General features: G+C 55.4%; 14 protein-coding genes and 1 riboswitch. Of the genes, 6 read left to right on the forward strand and 8 right to left on the reverse strand.

Annotated elements, in window-relative coordinates; translation table 11 throughout:
- Positions 1-363: 363 nt before the first annotated feature.
- Both purH and purD read left to right on the forward strand, forming a co-directional pair.
- On the forward strand, positions 364-1,953 hold the full coding sequence (purH, locus tag IBT54_RS23735; RefSeq protein WP_201253212.1) for a bifunctional phosphoribosylaminoimidazolecarboxamide formyltransferase/IMP cyclohydrolase: 1,590 nt from the start codon (positions 364-366) through the stop codon (positions 1,951-1,953).
- Positions 1,954-1,972: 19 nt separating this feature from the next.
- Complete coding sequence (gene purD / locus IBT54_RS23740; RefSeq protein ID WP_201253213.1) at positions 1,973-3,253, forward strand: phosphoribosylamine--glycine ligase; 1,281 nt, start codon at positions 1,973-1,975, stop codon at positions 3,251-3,253.
- A 32-nt stretch (positions 3,254-3,285) separates the two neighbouring features.
- On the opposite strand, the gene IBT54_RS23745 is transcribed toward purD, so the two are convergent.
- From IBT54_RS23745 to nudC, 6 genes are all read right to left on the reverse strand, one after another.
- On the reverse strand, positions 3,286-3,948 hold the full coding sequence (locus IBT54_RS23745) for a DUF1481 domain-containing protein (RefSeq protein ID WP_147790103.1): 663 nt from the start codon (positions 3,946-3,948) through the stop codon (positions 3,286-3,288).
- A 71-nt stretch (positions 3,949-4,019) separates the two neighbouring features.
- Positions 4,020-4,292, reverse strand: coding sequence for a nucleoid-associated protein HU-alpha (gene hupA / locus IBT54_RS23750; RefSeq protein WP_003850136.1), 273 nt, complete (start codon positions 4,290-4,292; stop codon positions 4,020-4,022).
- A gap of 188 nt (positions 4,293-4,480) precedes the next feature.
- The gene (locus IBT54_RS23755; RefSeq protein ID WP_013359744.1) at positions 4,481-5,071 is read right to left on the reverse strand and encodes a YjaG family protein; all 591 of its coding nucleotides are present in this window, start codon (positions 5,069-5,071) and stop codon (positions 4,481-4,483) included.
- 63 nt (positions 5,072-5,134) lie between these two features.
- Positions 5,135-5,803: a deoxyribonuclease V gene (nfi, locus tag IBT54_RS23760; protein ID WP_013359743.1), complete on the reverse strand. Its 669-nt coding sequence runs from the start codon at positions 5,801-5,803 to the stop codon at positions 5,135-5,137.
- A 2-nt stretch (positions 5,804-5,805) separates the two neighbouring features.
- Positions 5,806-6,873, reverse strand: coding sequence for a uroporphyrinogen decarboxylase (hemE, locus tag IBT54_RS23765; protein WP_013359742.1), 1,068 nt, complete (start codon positions 6,871-6,873; stop codon positions 5,806-5,808).
- 40 nt (positions 6,874-6,913) lie between these two features.
- Positions 6,914-7,684 carry an NAD(+) diphosphatase gene (gene nudC / locus IBT54_RS23770; protein ID WP_013359741.1) on the reverse strand — a complete coding sequence of 257 codons (771 nt, stop codon included), beginning with the start codon at positions 7,682-7,684 and terminating at the stop codon, positions 6,914-6,916.
- A gap of 89 nt (positions 7,685-7,773) precedes the next feature.
- Between nudC and IBT54_RS23775 the strand changes: the two genes are divergently transcribed.
- The 3 genes from IBT54_RS23775 to thiE all read left to right on the forward strand — a co-directional run bounded on the left by IBT54_RS23775 (position 7,774) and on the right by thiE (position 11,172).
- Entirely contained in the window at positions 7,774-8,280 is a 507-nt protein-coding gene (locus IBT54_RS23775) for an Rsd/AlgQ family anti-sigma factor (protein WP_013359740.1), read from the forward strand.
- Positions 8,281-8,432: 152 nt separating this feature from the next.
- Positions 8,433-8,533, forward strand: a riboswitch (TPP riboswitch).
- A gap of 87 nt (positions 8,534-8,620) precedes the next feature.
- The gene (gene thiC, locus IBT54_RS23780) at positions 8,621-10,543 is read left to right on the forward strand and encodes a phosphomethylpyrimidine synthase ThiC (protein ID WP_304622277.1); all 1,923 of its coding nucleotides are present in this window, start codon (positions 8,621-8,623) and stop codon (positions 10,541-10,543) included.
- A gap of 2 nt (positions 10,544-10,545) precedes the next feature.
- A complete protein-coding gene (thiE, locus tag IBT54_RS23785; protein WP_147790105.1) occupies positions 10,546-11,172 on the forward strand; it encodes a thiamine phosphate synthase in 627 nt (208 codons plus the stop codon).
- Positions 11,173-11,365: 193 nt separating this feature from the next.
- On the opposite strand, the gene IBT54_RS23790 is transcribed toward thiE, so the two are convergent.
- Positions 11,366-12,820: a PLP-dependent aminotransferase family protein gene (locus IBT54_RS23790; RefSeq protein ID WP_107319232.1), complete on the reverse strand. Its 1,455-nt coding sequence runs from the start codon at positions 12,818-12,820 to the stop codon at positions 11,366-11,368.
- 174 nt (positions 12,821-12,994) lie between these two features.
- Here IBT54_RS23790 and IBT54_RS23795 point away from each other — a divergent pair, with 174 nt between their 5' ends.
- A complete protein-coding gene (locus IBT54_RS23795; RefSeq protein WP_033734941.1) occupies positions 12,995-13,177 on the forward strand; it encodes a DUF1127 domain-containing protein in 183 nt (60 codons plus the stop codon).
- Positions 13,178-13,232: 55 nt separating this feature from the next.
- Here the strand turns inward: IBT54_RS23795 and rpoC are convergent, their stop codons facing one another.
- Positions 13,233-17,456: a DNA-directed RNA polymerase subunit beta' gene (gene rpoC, locus IBT54_RS23800; RefSeq protein WP_013359734.1), complete on the reverse strand. Its 4,224-nt coding sequence runs from the start codon at positions 17,454-17,456 to the stop codon at positions 13,233-13,235.
- Positions 17,457-17,522: the final 66 nt, after the last annotated feature.

Consider the following 17,522-nt stretch of genomic DNA (forward strand, 5'->3'; position numbering starts at 1 on the left):
CTCCTGTGCCTCTCAGCCCGTTTCCCGTTGCCGGTGTTCCGTGTTGATGGATGCGCATTATAGGGAGTTCGCACAGAGGCGCAACCCATAAAATGCATAAAAAAGCGCGTTCGCTGCATTCCACAGCAAAAGCCGCTGTTATACGCAGTTACGCACAATGTTATCCACACAGAGCGGGCTAATCAAATTTAGGCGAGCATCACGCAAACGTTTTCGCTACAATGCCGGGCAATATTCCGGACCCCCTTATCGGGGCGTTACCTGAGGTTTTTGATCTTTTCTTCTTATATAGAAGAGAAAACCGCGATAAAACCTGATGTAACGCTCTTATATACGCGAAACAAAGCCAAGGGATAAACCACCATGCAACAACCTCGTCCTGTACGCCGCGCATTGCTCAGTGTCTCTGACAAAGCCGGTATCCTCGAATTTGCTCAGGCGCTCTCCCATCGCGGTGTCGAACTGCTCTCCACAGGTGGAACCGCTCGCCTGCTGGCGGATGCGGGCCTGGCTGTCACTGAAGTCTCTGACTACACCGGTTTTCCGGAAATGATGGATGGACGCGTCAAAACCCTGCATCCGAAAGTGCATGGCGGCATTTTAGGTCGTCGCGGCCAGGATGATGCCATCATGGCACAGCACGACATCAGCCCAATCGACATGGTGGTCGTTAACCTCTATCCCTTTGCACAGACTGTCGCCCGTGAAGGATGTTCACTGGAAGATGCGGTGGAAAACATCGATATCGGTGGCCCGACCATGGTGCGCTCTGCTGCCAAGAACCATAAAGATGTCGCCATTGTGGTCAGCAGCGGCGACTACGACGCCATCATTGCTGAAATGGACACTCACGAGAACGCGCTGACGCTTGAGACCCGTTTCGATCTGGCAATCAAAGCGTTCGAACACACCGCCGCCTATGACAGCATGATCGCTAACTACTTCGGTACCCTGGTGCCTGCCTATCACGGTGAACGCAACCAGCCCGCCGGCCGTTTCCCGCGTACCCTGAATCTGAACTTCATCAAGAAGCAGGATATGCGTTACGGCGAGAACAGCCATCAGGATGCTGCCTTCTATATAGAAGAGAATATCACTGAAGCCTCAGTAGCGACCGCGCAGCAGGTTCAGGGCAAAGCGCTCTCCTATAACAATATTGCTGACACAGATGCGGCACTGGAGTGTGTTAAAGAGTTCAGTGAACCCGCGTGCGTCATCGTTAAGCATGCCAACCCTTGTGGTGTCGCAACCGGTGACGATCTGCTGGCAGCCTACGAGCGTGCTTACCAGACCGACCCCACTTCCGCGTTTGGCGGCATCATTGCCTTTAACCGCGAGCTGGATGAAGCAACGGCGCAGGCCATTATCAGCCGCCAGTTTGTTGAGGTGATCATCGCGCCCGCCGTTTCCGAAGCCGCGCTGAAAATTACCGCTGCGAAGCAGAATGTCCGTGTCCTGATCTGCGGCCAGTGGCAGAACCGTACCGCCGCGCTGGATTTCAAACGCGTCAACGGCGGCCTGCTGGTCCAGGATCGCGATCTTGGCATGGTGGAAGCCAGCCAGCTGCGTGTCGTCAGCAAGCGCCAGCCAACCGGGCAGGAACTGCGCGATGCACTGTTCTGCTGGAAAGTCGCGAAGTTCGTTAAGTCCAATGCCATTGTGTATGCACGCGACAACATGACTATCGGCATTGGTGCGGGTCAGATGAGCCGCGTCTACTCCGCAAAAATTGCAGGTATTAAAGCAGCCGATGAAGGTCTGGAAGTGAAAGGCTCAGCCATGGCGTCAGATGCCTTCTTCCCGTTCCGCGATGGTATTGATGCTGCCGCCGCGGCAGGCGTGAGCTGCGTTATCCAGCCAGGCGGCTCCATCCGCGATGAAGAAGTGATTGCGGCAGCAGATGAGCATGACATTGCGATGATCTTCACCGACATGCGTCACTTCCGCCATTAATCGATTCGGAGAGTAACAGATGAAAATTTTAGTAATCGGCAACGGCGGACGTGAACATGCTCTGGCCTGGAAAGCGGCCCAGTCGCCACTGGCGGAAACCGTATTTGTCGCGCCGGGTAATGCGGGCACGGCATTAGAACCTGCGCTGCAGAATGTCGCAATCGGAGCCACCGACATCCCTGCTCTGCTTGAGTTTGCTCAGCGTGAAAAGATCGATCTGACGATTGTCGGACCGGAAGCGCCGCTGGTGATCGGCGTCGTAGATGCCTTCCGTGAAGCGGGGCTGGCTATCTTTGGTCCGACGCAGGCCGCGGCACAGCTGGAAGGCTCTAAAGCCTTTACCAAAGATTTCCTGGCGCGTCATCAGATCCCCAGCGCAGCGTATCAGAACTTTACCGACGTTGAGCCTGCTCTTGCGTATCTGCGTGAGAAAGGCGCGCCCATTGTTATCAAAGCCGACGGCCTGGCCGCAGGTAAAGGCGTCATTGTCGCGATGACGCTGCAGGAAGCTGAAGATGCGGTTCAGGATATGCTGGCCGGTAACGCCTTTGGCGATGCCGGACACCGTATTGTGATTGAAGAGTTTCTGGATGGCGAAGAAGCCAGCTTCATCGTGATGGTGGACGGCGAGAATGTGCTGCCTATGGCCACCAGCCAGGATCATAAACGTGTCGGCGATGGCGATACCGGTCCGAACACCGGTGGCATGGGCGCTTACTCGCCGGCACCGGTGGTCACCGATGAGATCCACCAGCGCGTGATGGATCAGGTTATCTGGCCGACCGTGCGTGGCATGGCCGCTGAAGGTAATGTCTACACCGGTTTTCTCTATGCCGGCCTGATGATCGATCACACCGGGCAGCCGAAAGTGATCGAATTCAACTGCCGCTTCGGCGATCCGGAAACGCAGCCGATCATGCTGCGCCTGCAGTCGGATCTGGTCGATCTTTGCCTGGCTGCCTGCGACGGCAAGCTGGATCAGAAAGCGTCACAATGGGATCCCCGCCCTGCGCTGGGTGTGGTACTGGCGGCCGGCGGTTATCCGGGTGATTATGCTCAGGGCGATCAGATTCATGGGCTGCCACTGGAAGAAGTGGCTGACGGCAAGGTATTCCACGCCGGAACACGTCTGGAAGAGGATCGGGTACTGACGAACGGTGGCCGCGTGCTGTGCGTCACCGCGCTGGGTGACGATGTCGCTGCGGCACAAAAGCGGGCTTACGAGCTGACAAATCCGATCTCATGGCAGGGCAGCTTCTGTCGCCGCGATATCGGCTATCGCGCTATTAATCGCAAATAAGCAAAGGGGGCACATGGTGCCCCCTCTTCAATTCACATATCGTCTTCTGTCGGCTGCTGTGAGCAGTCATCCTGCTGGCTGACCCGCAACAACTGTATCCCTTCAGGCGCTTCAAGCCATGACACCATCAGCGGTGCCGATGCGCTACGCTGCTGCTGTATCAGCATCTGCAGATCGTCAGCATCAAAAGCGGGTCTGGCCTGCTGGCCTTCACAACTCTCCAGCACATTATTTCCCAGCCAGTGCCCCTGTTTCAGAAACACCTGACCGCTTAACAGCGCATCGCTGAGGTTACGCATGCGCTGAGCATCAAACTTATAGAGTTCAATCGAATCCGGGCTGACCGCTTCACGCCGGCCTGCAAGCTGGCGCTGCATAAAGTTGAGACCACCGGCCTGGTCGAAGCGCAGGGTCACATCGTCAGGTTGCTTGCCCTTCACCTGTCGCTGAATGCTGATCAATGACTCTTCCAGCCAGACATAGTCAGTCACTTCACCTTCCCCGCCACTGAACGGCGTATAGAGGGTGCGAATATGAACCGACTGATGATCGCTATTTTTGCGCCAGATTCGCACAACACCACGATCGGCAAGATAGCCACTGGCAGAAAAGGGAGGAATATCCGGCGTCGAGCTACAGCCGAAAAGAAACAGAGAGAGAAACAGAACAGATAAACGCGGTAACAGCGAAGTCATGATGGCTGGCCTCTTAAAAACAAAAGGGGCGAAACGCCCCCTGTTTTAAAGCTTAACCGCAGTGCGACGTCTTACTTAACGGCGTCTTTCAGCGCTTTACCAGACACGAATGCCGGTACGTTTGCTGCAGCGATTTTGATCTCTTTGCCAGTCTGCGGGTTACGACCGGTACGCTCAGCGCGGTGGTTCACTTTAAAAGTACCAAAACCAACCAGTTGTACAGCATCACCATCTTTCAGAGACTCAGTGATCGCAGCCAGAGTAGATTCCAGCGCTGCCTTTGCCTGGGTTTTAGACAGGTCAGCTTTTTCTGCGATCACATCAATCAGTTGAGTCTTGTTCATAAGTTATCCTTAAAGTGTATTTATCGCTTGCTAAGCAACGAGTGCGAGGGAAAAGCCATATTCTGGCACTCTTCTGCCTGCACGCACCGATAGCCACAATTTTCAGCCCCCCAAATGTAGACCAGACAGGGGGCCAATGTGAAGCCTTCAGGCGCGCTAATTCGGGCCTGAAGTCACGTTTTATCGCCTTACTGCTGGAAATTTATACCGATGTTGCTAATTCCCGCTTCACGCAGGTCAGATCGCAGACCTTTAATCAATTCAAGGTCGCGCTCTTCACACTCCGCCAGCAGACGGAAAATCTCCCACTGGAGGTCCCACTCATCGATGATAGCCGGATTTTCACGCAGCTCTTCATCGGTCATTTCGCGTCCAGCCTGGGTCATCTCCAGCATAGCGACAGTGGTAATTGAGGTCTCGCTGACTTCAATAGCATGCTCAAGCGTTTCGCCGCTCAGCTGCGCATGGACGACTTCGCTTAATGCCACACAGGCATCGATAGCCGGATAAACGCCGTAAACCTCAAATGCATCGCCATCAGGAATGGCGGCTTCGAGTTTTTCCAGCTGGCTGTCGAAGTTAATCTTCGCATCTTTAACCGTCAGGTTTTCCCAGATCAGATCAAGAATCCGGCGATAGAGTGCCGGATCGGCAAATTCAGTCTGCTCGCAGAATGCGCGATAGTTGGGATACATGCGTTCGCACAGGCAGGCCATAAAAGTCAGGTGCTGCCAGCTTTCCAGCTTCGCCAGACGCAGATGAACGGGGTTCTGTAACATAAAGGTGGCTCTTATTCGTTTCTCTGGCCGCAGTGTAACTGCAAAACCGCAGCACAAACAGTGTTAAAGCGCGTTTTGCCAGCGCTGGAAAGCGGTTCGGTTAGAGGCAACCGCATCGGCCCAGCGGGTGGGTTCCGGCAACCGGTAACCGCGCGTACAGTTTTCGACCCACTGCAGCGCCGTATCCAGGCTGACACGATGACCGGTGGCGACAAACAGCGGATTACAACGCAGCTTGCTGCGCCATACCCAACCTATCTGCTCACCTTTGTCGATCAGCGGCTGACGGCTGCCAGGCTGCGCATCCAGATCGTCAAAACGTCCGCAGAGACGACTTTTCGCAACGCCAATCGTGGGGACATCGACCAGCAGGCCAAAATGCGATGCGACGCCCAGTCGTCTTGGATGCGAAATACCGTGCCCATCCACAAACAGCAGATCAGGCTTTTGCTCCAGCATCTGCCAGGCAGCCATCAGAGCCGGATATTCACGGAAGGAGAGAAAGCCCGGAATATAGGGCATGGTGGTCTCAACGCGCGCGATGCGATGCTCCACCAGCGTTAACGAAGGATATTCCAGTATCACCATCGCCGCCCGCGTGATGGTGCCGTCCTGCTCAAATCCAACGTCTGCCCCGCCAATAAAGCGGGGAGGCAGCACGTCAAAGTCATCTTCACGCACCACGTCAGCGGCGCGTTGTAACTGCTCAGCGCGAAGTGCGGCAATGTCCATGATTACTCCTGATGCCAGGGACGTGATAAACGATGCACAGCGTCAACAAAAACACCGGCATTTTCGGGCGGAACATCCTGATGAATGCCATGCCCCAGATTAAAGACGTGACCAGTGCCTGAGCCAAAACGCTCCAGAATACCGGCCACCTCCTGTTCGATACGTTCAGGTGCCGCATAGAGCATAGAGGGATCCATGTTGCCCTGCAGCGCAACTTTGTCGCCTACGCGACGGCGCGCATCATCAATATCGGTGGTCCAGTCGAGACCCAGCGCATCACAACCGGTGGCTGCCATCGCTTCCAGCCACTGTCCGCCGCCTTTGGTAAAGAGCGTCACCGGCACGCGGCGGCCGTCGTTTTCACGCAGCAGGCCATCGACAATCTTGTGCATGTAGTGCAGGGAGAATTCGCGATAGTCACGACCGGTCAGCACGCCGCCCCAGGTATCAAAGACCATGACGGACTGCGCACCGGCGCGGATCTGAGCGTTGAGATAGAGGATGACGCTGTCGGCCAGCTTATCCAGCATCGCGTGCAGCGTCGCCGGATCGGCATACATCATCTTCTTAATTTTGGTAAACGCCTTGCTGCTGCCGCCTTCCACCATGTAGGTGGCCAGCGTCCACGGGCTGCCGGAGAAGCCAATCAGCGGCAGATCGCCATTCAGGTTTTTACGGATAGTGCGGACTGCATTCATTACATAGCCCAGCTCCATTTCAGGATCGGGCACCGGCAAACGCTCAACGTCGGCGCGACAGGTGACAGGGTTAGAGAAACGCGGGCCTTCGCCGGTTTCAAAGTAGAGACCCAGTCCCATCGCATCCGGAATGGTCAGGATGTCACTGAAGAGGATGGCGGCATCCAGCGGATAACGGCGCAGCGGCTGCAGGGTCACTTCACAGGCCAGCTCGGCGTTTTTACACAGCGACATAAAGTCACCCGCCTGGGCGCGTGTCGCTTTGTACTCCGGCAAATAGCGCCCGGCTTGTCGCATCATCCATACCGGCGTGACATCGACCGGCTGACGTAACAGGGCACGCAAATAACGATCGTTCTTCAGTTCACTCATCTCAACACTCTCTCAATAACAGGCGTGTAGTGTAGCACTTTCACGCTTCGGCGCGGCACAGGGCGACGGTATCTTCAATCAGGCGGCGTGCCACGGTGCCTGGCGGTGGCAGCAAAGGCAGCGCATCAAAACGGAACCAGGCGGCATCCAGCAGCTCTTTACCGTCGTGTTGCAGATCGCCACTGTCATACTCCGCCATAAAAGCGGTCATTAGCGATTGCGGGAAGGGCCACGGCTGGGAGGTCACGTAACGGACGTTTTTGACGCGGATATTGCTCTCTTCCATCACTTCCCGGGCAACGGCCTGCTCCAGCGTCTCGCCGACCTCCACAAAACCGGCCAGCACGGTGTAGACCTTGTTGCGATGGCGGGCATGATTCGCCAGCAGGATTTCATCGCCACGACGGATAGCCACAATGATGCAGGGCGCGATCTGCGGATAGTAACGCTCACGGCAATGGCTGCAGAGACAGGCAAATTCATGTTTGCTGTGGTGCATCTCATGGCCGCAATAGCCGCACCAGCGATGAGAACGGTAGAATTCCGCCAGCTGTACACCGCGACCCACCAGCTGAAACAGCTCCACATCCTGATCGATCAGCTGTCGCACGGAGAACATATCGGAAGAACGCGGCTCACAAATCAGCCAGACTTTTTCGCCCTGCCATTCACCAATGGTCCGGGCCTTACTGCCGGTTAAACCAAATTTTTCGGCGTTTCCGTGGGGTAAATCACCTTGTGGCAACCAAAGTTTCTGTTCATGGCTGACAATCCACCATCCAGCGTCTACGCTTGAGATTTCGCATTGCATTTATTTCGTCATCCTTAGCGTCAACCCGCACGCTGAAGCCCTGATGTTAAGTGTGTAGATAAACAACTATAACTCACATGGAGTTAGATATGCTTAACCAGTTAGACGTCCTGGCTGAACGCGTAGGTGGCAGTAATGAACTGGTCGATTCGTGGCTTGAAGCACGCCGCCAGCTACTGGTGACCTATTATCACCTGGTCGGTCTTAAACCTAAAAAAGAGGCGCTGACGCGTCTTGACGAGCAGGCACTCGACAACTTCTGTCACGGCCTGGTCGACTATCTTTCTGCCGGTCACTTCAGTATCTATGAGCGCGTAATCAGCGAAATGAGTGGCGACAGCCCGATGATCGCTGCCGCGCAGATCTATCCTCCGCTGGAAGCGAATACTGAGCGTCTGATGCAGCTGTATGACGGTCACCTGCAGCAGGCGATTGACGATGAAAACTGCATGACCTTCCAGCAGGCACTCTCCGAAGTGGGCGAAGTGCTGGAATCACGCTTTACGCTGGAAGATAAGCTGATCCAGCTGGCCTGGGATAACCAGCTTGCTACGCCGCCAGTGGCGAATGACAGCCATATCGCGCGTCCGGCTTGATGGTTAACAAGGGCAAAGGGCTTGAGATTATCCCGTAGCCCTTTTATGCTGAACAGGTTCTGAGGAGTACTCTCCAGAGAACCTTTGTTATTTTAGCGTTGAAATGTAAGGTTTTTACGCCCGGGTTTGTTATCAGACACCCGCGTAAAAACTGCTTCTTGTCGGAGTGCCCAGTTGGGCTGAGACCGTTAATTCGGGATCCGCGGAACCTGACCAGGTTGGAACCTGCGTAGGGAACAAGAGTAAAAATTCTCTGTATGCCAGCATGCCTGTGCTGTCTATACGGTTACTCCTTCCGAACTCCGGACAAGCATCGTTCCCCCTTAACAGGAAGATTGCTATGTCTGACCCAAAAATGACCCGTCGTGAACAACGTGCCCAGGCGCAGGAATTTATCGATTCCCTGCAAAGCGGCAGTGCTTTTCCCCAGTCCCGTCGCATCTGGATTACCGGCAGCCGGGAAGATATTCGCGTGCCGATGCGTGAAATCACCCTAAGCCCGACTCACATCGGCGGCACCAAAGAACAGCCTCTCTATGAGCAAAATGAAGCGGTGCCGGTCTATGACACGGCGGGTGCTTATGGTGATCCCGCGGCGCAGATCGATGTGCATCGTGGTCTGGAAAAGCTGCGCGCTCGCTGGATTGCTGAGCGCGACGACAGTGAGCTTCTCGAACAGAACAGCTCGGGCTATACCCAGCAGCGGCTGGCTGACGAGGGGCTGGATCATCTGCGCTTCGATCACCTGCCGACACCGCGCCGCGCCCGTGCAGGCCGCCGTGTCACGCAACTGCACTATGCCCGTCAGGGCACGATTACCCCGGAGATGGAGTTCATCGCCTTGCGGGAAAAAATGGGCCGTGAGCGAATACGCAGTGAGGTACTGCTGCAACAGCATCCGGGGCACAGCTTTGGCGCACATCTGCCCGCCGACATTACCCCCGAGTTTGTCCGTCAGGAGGTCGCAGCCGGACGCGCCATCATCCCTGCCAATATCAATCACCCGGAATCGGAGCCGATGATCATTGGCCGTAACTTCCTGGTTAAGGTCAACGCCAATATCGGTAACTCGGCAGTCACCTCTTCTATCGAGGAAGAAGTGGAAAAACTGGTCTGGTCGACCCGCTGGGGTGCCGATACGGTGATGGATCTCTCTACCGGTCGCTATATTCATGAAACGCGAGAATGGATTTTGCGAAACAGCCCGGTGCCCATCGGTACCGTGCCGATTTATCAGGCGCTGGAAAAAGTGAATGGCGTGGCTGAGGCGCTGAACTGGGAAATATTCCGGGACACGCTGCTGGAGCAGGCGGAACAGGGCGTCGATTACTTCACTATCCACGCGGGCGTGCTGCTGCGTTATGTCCCGATGACGGCGAAACGTCTCACCGGGATCGTGTCGCGGGGGGGATCGATCATGGCCAAATGGTGCCTGTCGCATCATCAGGAGAGCTTCCTGTATGAGCACTTCCGGGAGATCTGTGAAATCTGCGCCGCTTACGATGTCTCCCTGTCGCTGGGCGATGGTCTGCGTCCGGGTTCGATTCAGGATGCCAACGATGAGGCGCAGTTTGCCGAACTGCGAACCCTGGGTGAACTGACGCGTATTGCCTGGGAGTATGACGTTCAGGTGATGATTGAAGGTCCGGGACATGTGCCGATGCATATGATCCGCCGTAATATGACCGAACAGCTCGACCTGTGCGATGAAGCCCCCTTCTACACGCTTGGCCCGCTGACCACTGACATCGCGCCCGGCTACGACCACTTCACCTCGGGTATCGGTGCCGCCATGATTGGCTGGTTTGGTTGCGCCATGCTGTGCTACGTCACGCCCAAAGAGCATCTGGGTCTGCCGAACAAAGAGGACGTGAAGCAGGGATTGATCACCTACAAAATCGCGGCGCATGCTGCCGATCTGGCGAAAGGCCACCCCGGTGCGCAGATCCGTGATAACGCCATGTCCAAAGCGCGCTTTGAATTCCGCTGGGAAGATCAGTTTAACCTGGCGCTGGATCCCCATACGGCAAGGGCGATGCATGATGAAACCCTGCCGCAGGAGTCGGGCAAGGTGGCCCATTTCTGCTCAATGTGCGGCCCCAAATTCTGCTCAATGAAAATTTCCCAGGAGGTGCGCGAGTTTGCGGCACGCCAGGATGCCCGTGCCGAGCCGGTTGAAGTTGGCATGGCGCAGATGTCAGATCGTTTCCGCAGCCGCGGCAGTGAGCTCTATCACCCTGCCGATGCCATTAAGGAGGAGTAAGGATGCCTGCATTTCCCGCTACCGCCCCGCGTCTGGGACTTTATCCGGTGGTTGATAGCCCCGAGTGGCTCGAACGCCTGCTGGAGATGGGCGTTCGCACGCTGCAGCTGCGTATCAAAGATCAGCCTGATGAGGCCGCCGAGCCCGCCATTGCTCAGGCAATTGCGTTGGGCAAACGCTACGACGCGCGTCTGTTTATCAATGATTACTGGCAGCTGGCGATTAAACATCATGCTTATGGCGTACATCTGGGTCAGGAGGATCTGGATGTCGCCGATCTTGCCCGCATTCATCAGGCCGGGTTACGACTGGGACTCTCTACCCACGACGATGCGGAACTGGATCGCGCTCTGGCAATCCAGCCCTCTTACATCGCACTTGGGCATATTTTCCCGACGCAGACCAAAGAGATGCCTTCTGCACCGCAGGGCATTGCACAGCTGAATCAACACCTGACACGTCTGTCGCATATTCCCACCGTGGCGATTGGCGGTATCTCGATTGCACGGGCACCTGAGGTGCTGGCCACCGGCGTCGGCAGCATTGCGGTGGTGAGTGCGATTACTCAGGCAGATGACTGGCGTGCCGCAACGCGCACGCTTCTGGCGCTGGCAGGACCAGGCGATTAAGCATTTATGGAACCTGCCGCGCATATTGGCTGCAAAATCGGTAACGCCAGCGTTCTTCCGGGAAAGCAGCGCGCAAAGTGGAATGTTGCCGCTGGCGTGCTGTGATCCAAAACCTTAACGTGGCATCCGTCAGGTTAAGGTTATCTGACCAGGGCCGGTTCCCTCCTCTTGCCGGCCCTGCTTCTTCTTTTCGCTATGCGGGCGTCGAGGTGGAAGTCTGCGTCTCATGCTGGCACGAGAGCATGGCACGTTCGACGGCCGCACCCACCAGCGCCAGCGCCTGTTCAGTCTGCTCGTTGATCGGCAGCCCGTAGTTTAAGCGCAGACAGTTACGATATTTACCCGACGCTGAAAACAGTGAGCCTACAGCAATCTGAATTTTTGACTCGCGCAGTTCCCGGTTAAGCCGGACCGCATCAAACGCTTCGGGGAGTTCAATCCACATCAGAAAGCCGCCCTGAGGACGGGAAACGCAGATACCGCAGGGAAAGTAGTGGCGTACCCAGCAGCTAAAGGTTTCATAGTTACGATGATAGATTTGCCGCATCCGGCGCAGATGGGGCTGATAATGTCCCTGGCGGATAAACTCAGAGACCGCATGCTGAGGCTGCGTCGCGGTTGAGCCTGTGACAATATATTTCATGTGCAGCACGCGATCGCGATAACGACCAGGTGCAACCCAGCCGACGCGCAGACCTGGCGCCAGCGTTTTGGAAAAGGAGCTGCACAGCAGAACCCGGCCATCGAGATCCAGCGCTTTAATTGTGGAGGGGCGCGGGTATTCCCAGGCTAACTCACCATAAACATCATCTTCAATCACGGCGGCATCAAACCGCTGCGCCAGCGCCAGCAATGCCCGCTTACGCTGTTCGGGCATGATGAATCCCAGCGGATTATTGCAGTTCGGCACCACGACCACCGCTTTGATCGGCCATTGATCAAAGGCCAGTTCCAGCGCTTCCAGACTGATGCCGGTGACTGCATCGGTCGGGATCTCGATTGCACGAATACCAAAGCCGCGCAGGGTTTGCATAATGCCGTGAAACGACGGTGATTCAACGGCAATGATATCCCCCGGCTCGCAGACTGCCCGAACGGCGACCGATAACGCTTCGTGGCAGCCGGTCGTAATGACGATGTCATCGGCCGTGAGCTGACAGCCGCTGTCTATCGCCAGCCGTGCAACCTGTTGCCGCAGCGCGAGCACACCATAAAGGTTGTCATAATTCAGCAGCGCCATGTCCTGCTTCTGCGCCTGGCGGCTGAAAGCTTTCCACAGCGGCTTAAGCGTCGGCTGGGTCAAATCGGGCATGCCACTGCCCAGCTGCAACACATCATCTTCCAGACGGCCGTTAATCAGTTCCAGCACCGCATCCCACTGTGTCACCTCAACCGGCCGCTGGGCGGGACGGGTCAGCGCAGGGATCGGCGGCGTTGCTTTGCGTGACGCCACAAAATAGCCGGAGCGCGACTGCGGTGTAATCATCTGCTTCTCTTCCAGCAGATGATAAGCCTGCTGCACGGTACTGATACTGACGCCATGCTCCGTACTCAGACTGCGTACTGAAGGCAGGCGCTCACCGCTGCGATATAAGCCTTGTTCGATACGCTGAGCCAGCAGCGTAGCCAGATGTTCATAGCGGGTCATTGTATCTCCACAGGCTCAGATGCTGAGCCGTAACCAGTACAGTTCCGTCTCTTTTTTACCATTCAGATCGTCATGACGGCAATCTGTATGTTAAATAAAAGTGATTTTTGCGTCTGTATCATACAGAGCAATCCACTGAAAATGGTCCTCAGACACTTCACTGAGGGCACTATCATGGGATATGACGAGAATCGCGCAGCTAAACCGTTTACAGGCACGCCTTACCACCTGGTTCGTTATCTGTGGCGCAGTTACAAACGCTGGCAACTGCGGCGTGAGACGCGCCTCATCCTGTCGAAGTTAAGCGACAGTCAGCTGAAAGATATTGGTATCAGCCGCAGTGACTGGAATGGCTGAATCTGAGACAAAAAAAAACCCTGCCGAGGCAGGGTTTTTATCAGGCAAAGGACGATTAATCGTCTTTGTTGCCGCCGAGACCGGCGTTCAACAGTTCAGCCAGGCTGGCTGAGGCTTCATCCGCAGTCACCTGCGGTGCAACCGGAACTTCACCTGCCGCTTTGCGGCGCATACGATCCTGATGGTACGCATAACCGGTACCGGCCGGGATCAGACGACCCACGATCACGTTCTCTTTCAGGCCGCGCAGTTCGTCACGCTTGCCTGCTACTGCTGCTTCGGTCAGGACACGTGTGGTCTCCTGGAACGAGGCTGCAGAGATGAACGATTCGGTAGCCAGTGACGCTTTGGTAATACCCAGCAGGTCACGCATGAAGGTTGCGCCGACTTTTCCGTTCGCTTCCAGATCACGGTTAGAGATCTTGATGCGAGAGAATTCAGCCTGCTCACCTTCCAGGAAGTCTGCACTTCCTGCGCTCACGATGGTTGCTTTACGCAGCATCTGACGAACGATGACTTCGATGTGCTTATCGTTAATCTTAACGCCCTGCAGACGGTAAACTTCCTGCACTTCGTTAGTGATGTAACGGGTCACCGCATGCACGCCACGCAAGCGCAGGATGTCATGTGGAGACTCTGGGCCATCGGAAACCACGTCACCGCGCTCAACACGTTCACCTTCGAACACGTTCAGCTGACGCCATTTCGGAATCATCTCTTCGTATGGCTCACTGCCATCCAGCGGAGTAATGACCAGACGACGCTTACCTTTGGTCTCTTTACCGAAGGAGATGATGCCGCTGATCTCCGCCAGAATAGCTGGCTCTTTCGGACGACGCGCTTCGAACAGGTCAGCAACGCGTGGCAGACCACCGGTAATATCCTTGGTACCGCCAGATTCCTGCGGAACACGCGCTAACGTGTCACCAGCACTGATCTTAACGCCATCTTCCAGCTGAACAATCGCTTTACCTGGCAGGAAGTACTGAGCCGGCATATCGGTGCCTGGGATCAGAACGTCGTTGCCGTTGGCATCAACAATTTTCAGCGCAGGACGCAGATCTTTACCGCCTGCAGTACGTTCAGCACTGTCCAGAACCACCAGCGAAGACAGACCGGTTAAGTCATCTGTCTGACGGGTAATCGTCTGGCCATCAACCATATCCGTGAAGCGAATGAAACCGCCCACTTCGGTGATGACTGGCATGGTATGCGGATCCCAGTTTGCGACGGTTTCGCCCGCTGCAACCTGCTCACCATCACCTTTCGCCATGGTAGAACCGTAAGGAACTTTATAGCTCTCTTTGGTACGACCAAATTCGTCGATCATTTTCAGTTCAACGTTACGCGAGGTGATCACCAGCTTGCCTGCCGAGTTCGTTACCGACTTGGCGTTGGTCAGCTTGATGGTACCTTTGTTCTTCACCTGAATGCTGGATTCAGCAGCCGCACGTGATGCCGCACCACCGATGTGGAACGTACGCATCGTCAGCTGTGTACCTGGCTCACCGATGGACTGTGCCGCGATAACACCGATCGCTTCACCTTTGTTGATGATGTGACCACGTGCCAGGTCGCGACCGTAGCAATGCGCACACACACCAAAGTCGGTTTCACAACCTACTACCGAGCGGACTTTCAGGCTGTCGACTGAGTTCAGTTCCAGCACGTCACACCAGTGCTCATCGAGCAGCGTGTTGCGTGGGACCAGAATATCAGCAGTACCCGGCTTCAGAACGTCTTCAGCAGTCACACGACCCAGTACACGTTCACGCAGTGGCTCTTTAACGTCGCCACCTTCGATGACAGGCGTCATCATGATGCCTTCGTGTGTACCACAGTCATCTTCGGTAACCACCAGATCCTGGGCAACGTCAACCAGACGACGCGTCAGATAACCGGAGTTCGCTGTTTTCAGTGCGGTATCCGCAAGACCTTTACGTGCACCGTGGGTTGAGATGAAGTACTGGAGTACGTTCAACCCTTCACGGAAGTTCGCCGTGATTGGTGTTTCGATGATGGAGCCATCTGGCTTCGCCATCAGACCACGCATACCGGCCAGCTGACGAATCTGTGCAGCAGAACCACGCGCACCTGAGTCAGCCATCATAAAGATGCTGTTGAAGGAAACCTGGCGCTCTTCTTCGCCGTCACGGTTAATGACGACTTCGGTAGAGAGGTTTTCCATCATCGCCTTGGCAACACGTTCGTTGGCTGCAGCCCAGATATCGATGACTTTGTTATAACGTTCGCCTGCGGTTACCAGACCAGACTGGAACTGCTCCTGGATCTCAGCCACTTCCGCTTCCGCTTCAGTGATGATTTCCACTTTCTTCTCTGGAATAACCATGTCGTCGATGCCGACTGACGCGCCTGAACGGGCAGCATAAGCGAAACCGGTGTACATGGTCTGGTCAGCAAAGATAACGGTCGGCTTCAGGCCCAGAATGCGGTAACAGGTGTTCAGCATTTTGGAGATAGCTTTTTTGCCCAGCGCCTGGTTAACGATGGAGAAAGGCAGACCTTTTGGCACGATCATCCACAGGATGGCACGGCCAATCGTGGTATCGATGATGCTGGTTTTAGCAACCCACTCATCCTGCTCATTCTTCTCGTGTTCGGTGATACGCACCTTAACGCGAGCATGCAGAGAGGCGAGGCCGGCGCGATAAATACGCTCAGCTTCTTTCGGGCCAGTCAGCACCATGCCTTCGCCTTTGGCGTTAACACAGTCACGGGTCATGTAATACAGACCCAGTACAACGTCCTGAGAAGGAACGATGATTGGCTCGCCGTTCGCAGGTGACAGGATGTTGTTGGTCGACATCATCAGCGCACGCGCTTCCAGCTGGGCTTCCAGCGTCAGCGGTACGTGAACAGCCATCTGGTCACCATCGAAGTCGGCGTTATAAGCCGCACAAACCAGCGGGTGCAGCTGGATCGCTTTACCTTCGATCAGAACCGGTTCAAAGGCCTGAATACCCAGACGGTGCAGCGTAGGCGCACGGTTCAGCAGAACCGGGTGCTCACGGATCACTTCGTCGAGGATATCCCAGACAACCGCTTCTTCGCGCTCAACCATTTTCTTCGCGGCTTTGATGGTGGTGGCCAGGCCACGCAGTTCAAGCTTGCCGTAAATAAACGGTTTGAACAGTTCGAGTGCCATTTTCTTCGGCAGACCGCACTGATGCAGACGCAGGTATGGACCAACGGTGATAACCGAACGACCAGAATAGTCGACACGTTTACCCAGCAGGTTCTGACGGAAACGACCCTGCTTACCTTTGATCATGTCAGCCAGCGATTTCAGCGGACGCTTGTTAGAACCGGTGATCGCACGACCGCGACGACCGTTGTCCAGCAGTGCATCGACCGCTTCCTGCAACATACGCTTTTCGTTGCGCACGATGATGTCTGGCGCAGCCAGATCCAGCAGGCGCTTCAGACGGTTGTTACGGTTGATCACGCGACGATACAGATCGTTCAGATCCGACGTAGCGAAACGACCACCATCCAGCGGTACCAGCGGACGCAGATCCGGTGGCAGAACAGGCAGCACGGTCAGGATCATCCACTCTGGCTTGTTGCCAGACTGGACGAACGCTTCCAGCAGCTTGATGCGCTTGGTCAGTTTTTTACGTTTGGTTTCGGAGTTAGTTTCGTTCAGCTCTTCACGCAGCTGCTCGCACTCCTGCTCCAGATCCATGTTTTTCAACAGGGCCTGGATCGCTTCGGCGCCCATTTTGGCGTCGAACTCGTCACCGAACTCTTCCAGAGCGTCAAGGTACTGCTCTTCAGTCAGGATCTGACGCTTCTCGAGGTTGGTCATGCCACCTTCGATTACCACGTAAGATTCAAAGTAGAGCACGCGCTCGATGTCACGCAGTGGCATATCCAGCAGTAAGCCGATACGCGATGGCAGTGACTTCAGGAACCAGATGTGCGCAGTCGGCGACGCCAGTTCAATGTGGCCCATACGCTCACGGCGTACTTTAGTCTGGGTCACTTCAACGCCGCACTTCTCACAAATCACACCACGGTGTTTGAGGCGCTTATACTTGCCGCACAGGCACTCATAGTCTTTTACCGGCCCGAAGATACGGGCACAGAACAGACCATCGCGCTCTGGCTTAAAAGTACGGTAGTTAATGGTTTCTGGCTTTTTCACTTCACCAAAAGACCAGGAACGGATCATGTCTGGCGAAGCCAGCGCAATTTTGATCGCATCAAACTCTTCGGTCTTAGTTTGCGCTTTCAGAAACTTAAGTAAGTCTTTCACGGATTAGCTCCCGTCGGAGTGAGACTCAGGGGGCGTCCAACCGAAATTGAACGCCCCGTAACCAGT

Source organism: Pantoea sp. S62 (genome assembly GCF_016658625.1).
Classification (GTDB): domain Bacteria; phylum Pseudomonadota; class Gammaproteobacteria; order Enterobacterales; family Enterobacteriaceae; genus Pantoea; species Pantoea vagans.